The sequence below is a fragment of the Nakamurella sp. genome (genome assembly GCF_048594475.1).
Taxonomy (GTDB): domain Bacteria; phylum Actinomycetota; class Actinomycetes; order Mycobacteriales; family Nakamurellaceae; genus Nakamurella.
On record NZ_JBMDXT010000276.1, the window covers coordinates 1 to 4,959 of the forward strand.

Sequence of the window (4,959 nt, forward strand, 5' to 3'; positions counted from 1 at the left end):
GGCGGCGGCCCGCCCCCCCCCCGCGTGGTGCGGGGGGGGGGGGGGCGGGGGGGCGCCCCCCCCCCCCCCCGGGCCGCGGTGCGGAACCGAGCAGGACCCGGAACCGAGCAGGGCGCGGAACCGAGCAGGACCCGGGGACGAGCGGGGTTTAGAAGTAGCGGGAGGAGAAGTCCGACAGCGCCTGGTACTGGCCGCCGCCCGCGATCGACTCGTACAGGCCCCGGTAGATCTTGTTGGCCTCGTCGTAGAGCGCCCGGGTCTTCTCGTTCGGGGTGAACTCGGACTCGACGTTGACCAGGGAGCCGACGGCCTCGTCGATCGAGGAGAACGAGCCGGACCCGAAGGCGCCGAGGATGGCCGCGCCGAGCACGGTGCACTCGCGCTCCTTGGTGACCTTGGTCGGTTGGCCGATGATGTCGGTCATGATCTGGGCGAAGCCGTCGGACTTGGTGCCGCCGCCGGTCAGCCGCAGATCGGTGATGCCGCCCTTGATGTCGGAGTTGAAAGCGTCGACCACCATGCGCATCTCGTGGGCGCAGCCCTCGAGCAGGGCGCGCAGCATGTCGGCACGGGTGTGGTTGAGCCCCAGCCCGATCCAGCCACCGCGGGACGCGGCGTCGTAGTAGGGGGTGACCTGGGAGACCAGGAACGAGTGGAACATCAGGCCGTTGGCCCCGGGCGGCGAGGTGAGCGCCTTCTCGACCATGACCGCGTACACGCTGCGGCCGGTCCTGTCCGCCTCGACCTGCTCCTCCATGCCCATGTTGTCGCGCCACCACTTGAGGTTCGCGCCGAGGGAGAACGCGCCACCCTCGATGTCCCACGCGCCGGGGACGGCGTGGCCGCCCCACCACAGGTTGCGGCCCTGCACGCGGTCCAGGCTGTCCAGATGGGCGACCATGACGCCGGCGGTGCCGACGGTGAACTCGGCCTGGCCCTGCTCGACGACCCCGGCGCCCATGGCGGCGCACTGCTGGTCACCGGCGCCCCGGCACAGCGGTGTGCCCTCGGGGATGCCGGTGGCGAAGGCCGCGGCGGCCGAGACGGTACCGGCCTTGCCGGTGGGGATGCCGACCGGCGGCAGCTTGTCGCGGGTCACGCCGCACAGCTCGAGGATCTGGTCGCTCCAGTCCAGCTTCTCGATGTCGAGCATGCCGTTCAGGGTGAGCGAGGCGGGGTCGGTGACCCACTCGTCGGCGCCCATCTTGAACAGGAAGTATTCCTGGCCGTTGGCGAACCAGCGGGTCTTGTTGAACAGTTCGGGCTCGTTGTCGCGCAGCCACGCGAACTTGGCGGCCGACCACAGCGGCGAGAGCTGCATGCCGGTGTGCGTCTGGTAGTCCTCGGCGGAGATGGTCTCGGCGAAGATCTCCTGGTACTTCAGCGCGCGTCCGTCGTTCCACACCAGGGACGGGGCCAGCGGGTTCTTCTCCTCGTCCAGGAGGATGAAGGTGCCGCGCTGGCTGGAGAATCCGACGGACTTGTAGGCGTCGGCCGGCAGATCGGCGGCGGCCACGGCCTGCTTGCTGGCGGCGCAGATCCCGCGCCAGACGTCGTCGACGTCCTGCTCGATCCAGCCGGCCCGCGGCGACGTGCAGGGGTATTCCTGGTACCCCTCGCCGAGTCGGTTGCCGTTCTGGTCGAAGATCATCACGGTGCAGCCGGTGGTGCCGGCGTCGATGCCGACGAATGCCTGGATCGAGCTCATGTCAAATCCCTCGCGGTGAGATGGACAGCCAACTGGAAGAGCGAGAATCGCTGGGTAGCAACGGCTACCGGCTAGGGGAGCGGGAACTCCTCTCGGCGGTGAGCGAAGCGGACCCCGGTAGTCTAGGTCACATCCCTATACTTGTACATACATGTCTGACCCGAAAATCTGCGGGCTCAGAGACCGCCGCCGGCCGCCGCGGCCCGGTCCAGGACGGCCTCGATGAGCGCATCGTCCCAGCGGCCGGCGAGCAGGAGCAGATCGGTGAGGGTGAAGCGGTCGCGCATGTAGGGCAGGGAGCGCAGCGCCCAGCGGGCCCGGCCGGCGTCGACCCCCGGGGTGAGGGCCGAGAACGTGCGGGCCGCGCCCCAGTTGGCCAGCGCGGCGGCCGGTGTGCGCGGCGGATGGGCCAGCCGGCGCAGGACGGCCTCGTGCTCCGGCCACCGGGCGAAGAAGTCCTCGACGGCGGAGCGGTTCGCGGCCCAGGTGGCGAACTTGCGCTGCACCGAGGTCCAGCACTCGGACCCGACCCGGCCGGTCGGATCGAGGTCGATCCAGCTTTGCCGCACCCGCTGCTCCAGGTCGGCCGGCGGGACCAGATCGGCCGGCGCCAACGCGCCGAGATCCAGTTCCTCCAGGGCGATCTGCCAGAGCGCGCAGGAGACCACGGTCGCCACCCCGACCTGCGCACCGTGCAGGTCGTGATCGGTGCCGTCGGCCATCGCCGCCATGTCCAGCAGGTGGCTGATCAGGTGCTCGACCCCGGACAACCCGGCGGTCGACCCGGTGTGCCCGATCGCCAGCCCGCCGACGGTCAGCACGTCGACGAGGCCGGCCAGCGCCGCCGGCTCGGCCGGATCCAGGTCGATCAGACCCTGCGCCGACCGCACGACCGGCGCGATGGCGTCCTCGTCCCAGCCCGTGTCCAGGCCGAGGGCGTTGGCCAGGTACCAGTCGGCCGGGGCCACCCAGGCGGCGACCGCGTCGCCGACGCCGGAGCGGGTGAGCGCGTCCGGGGCCTGCTGCAGCACGTCGTGGTCGATGACCAGGGCGCGCGGCCAGGTCGTGGGCAGCGTGCGTTTGGCCCCGTTGCGCACCAGCACGGACAGCGAGTCCGCGTAGCCGTTGACCGACGCCGCGGTCTGGACCGCGATCAGCGGCAGATCGAGCTCGGCGGCGACCGCCTTGCCCAGGTCGCTGACGGTGCCCGACCCGACCGAGATCAGGCCGGCCAGACCGCGGGAACCGTCGACGGCGGCGCGGACGGTCGGCTCGTCAAGCACGACGCCGTGCGCACCGGCCGGGGCGGTCACGCTGCGCAGCGCGCGGTCCGCGAGCCGGTCACGGACGCCGTCCAGCACGTCGCCGCCGGCGGCGGGCTTGGCGGTGCCGTCGTGCAGCAGGCCCAGCTCACCGGCCGGCAGCAGCTCGGCGACGGCGGCCGGCAGGGCGTCCAGCGCGCCCGGCGCGGACACGATCGTGCGCATCGGCAGGTCCCACGCGGCGGCGAACTCGGCCGCGGTGCGCGGCGGGGCGCTGGTCATCAGGAAGCCTCCACGGGTCGCCGGACGAAGGCGAGCAGGTCGTCGATACGGTCCAGGACGATGTCCGGCCGCAGCTCCGGCGGTGCCGCCGCCAGCATCGTGCGGTCGGTCTCCCCGGTCAGCACGAGCACGCCCGTCATGTCGTGCCGGCGGGCGAAGCTGATGTCGGTGGACAGCCGGTCGCCCACCATCACGGTCCGGGCCGGGTCCAGACCGGTTGCCTGAGCGATGATGTCGAACAGGCCGCGCTCGGGTTTGCCGAACACCGCCGAGCATTCGACGCCGGTCCCGGCGGTGATCGCGGCGGTGATGCACGCCGCGTCCGGCTCGCCCCGGCCGCCCGGGAACGGGCAGAACCGGTCCGGGTTGGTGGCGACGAGCCGGGCGCGCCGGTGGAACCAGAGCGCGTCGAACGCGATCTGCAGCTTGCGGTAGTCGAACGTCCGGTCGTACGAGCTGATGACCAGGTCGATCCGCGCCGGGTCATCGCACAGCTCGACCCCGGCCCGGGTCAGCGCGTCGACGAGCGGCTGCTCGCCGATCGGGAAGACCCGGGCCCCCGGCATGGTCGTGGTCACCCAGCGCACCGTCGAGTTCAGGCTGGTGAACACGTCGTCCACCTCGGTGGGGATGCCCAGGCCGGTCAGCTTGTCCGCGTAGGTGGTGGGGGACTTGGTGGGGTTGTTGCTGCAGAACACCGTGCGCACGCCGGTGTCCCGCAGCGTCTCGATCAACCGCCGGGCGCCGGGCAGCAACCCGTCGCCCAGGTAGATCGTGCCGTCCAGATCGAAGACGGCCGTGGTGATGTCGGTTCCCGGGCCAGTGGTGCCACCGGGACCGGAATCGCCACTGATTCCGGTCCCGGCGGGGGCACCGACGGGGGATGTGGGCATGACCGGGCCACGGTCCGATGCCGGCACGAGAGTCCTTTCGCTGTCGACGCTCCCGCGCCGGTCGGGGCCGATCAGATGATGATCTGGATCGGGTTCTCGATAAGTTCGCGGAACCGGGCCAGCCACTTGGCGCCGACCACGCCGTCCACCGGGCGGTGGTCGACCGACAGCACGACCTTGACCACGGTCGCGACCGAGATCTCGCCGTCGTCGCCGACGACCGGCTGCTTGACCGCCGCGCCGACGGCCAGGATGCCGGCCTGCGGCGGGTTGATGATCGCGTCGAACTCCTCGACCCCGAACATGCCCAGGTTCGAGATGGTCAGCGTGCCGCCCTCGAGCTCGGCCTGCTGCAGCTTGCCCTCGTTGGCGCGGGCGACCGCGTCCTTGATCGCCCGGGACAAGCTGGACAGGGACCGGTTCTCGATGCCGGTGATGACCGGGGTGACCAGGCCGCGCTCGCTGGCCACGGCGACGGCCACATCGGCCTGCGGCGAGTGCAGCACCGCCTCCTCGGACCAGACCACGTTCATCTCGGGCACGTCGATCAGCGCCTTGGCCGCGGCCTTGACGAAGAAGTCGTTGACCGAGATGCGCTCGCTGGACGAGGCGTTGAGCTGGGCCCGAAGCGCGAGCAGCTCGTCGACCCGCAGCGACACCCGCAGGTAGAAGTGCGGAGCCTGCTGCTTGGACGCCTGCAGCCGGGACGCCACCAGCTTGCGCAGGCGGCTGTGCGACGTGGCCTCCCAGCCCGGCCGGACGACCGGGGCCGGGGCGGCCGCGGCGGGCGCGGCGGCGACGGGAGCCGTCGCCG

The 4,959-nt window shown here is 71.6% G+C and carries 4 protein-coding genes; all 4 read right to left on the reverse strand.

All coding sequences use genetic code 11. The annotated features are described in order from the left end of the window. Positions 1-148: 148 nt before the first annotated feature. Positions 149-1,708 (reverse strand): FGGY-family carbohydrate kinase, encoded by a 1,560-nt coding sequence (locus ACOJUF_RS12835; RefSeq protein ID WP_420122235.1) that lies wholly within the window; start codon positions 1,706-1,708, stop codon positions 149-151. 176 nt (positions 1,709-1,884) lie between these two features. After that, positions 1,885-3,252: an iron-containing alcohol dehydrogenase gene (locus ACOJUF_RS12840; RefSeq protein WP_420122236.1), complete on the reverse strand. Its 1,368-nt coding sequence runs from the start codon at positions 3,250-3,252 to the stop codon at positions 1,885-1,887. Beyond that, positions 3,252-4,145 carry an HAD-IIA family hydrolase gene (locus ACOJUF_RS12845; protein ID WP_420122237.1) on the reverse strand — a complete coding sequence of 298 codons (894 nt, stop codon included), beginning with the start codon at positions 4,143-4,145 and terminating at the stop codon, positions 3,252-3,254. Before ACOJUF_RS12845 ends, ACOJUF_RS12840 begins: the two co-directional genes overlap by 1 nt. Positions 4,146-4,216: 71 nt before the next feature. Then, the coding region (locus ACOJUF_RS12850) for a 2-oxo acid dehydrogenase subunit E2 (protein WP_420122238.1) at positions 4,217-4,959 on the reverse strand (743 nt) is incomplete at its 5' end.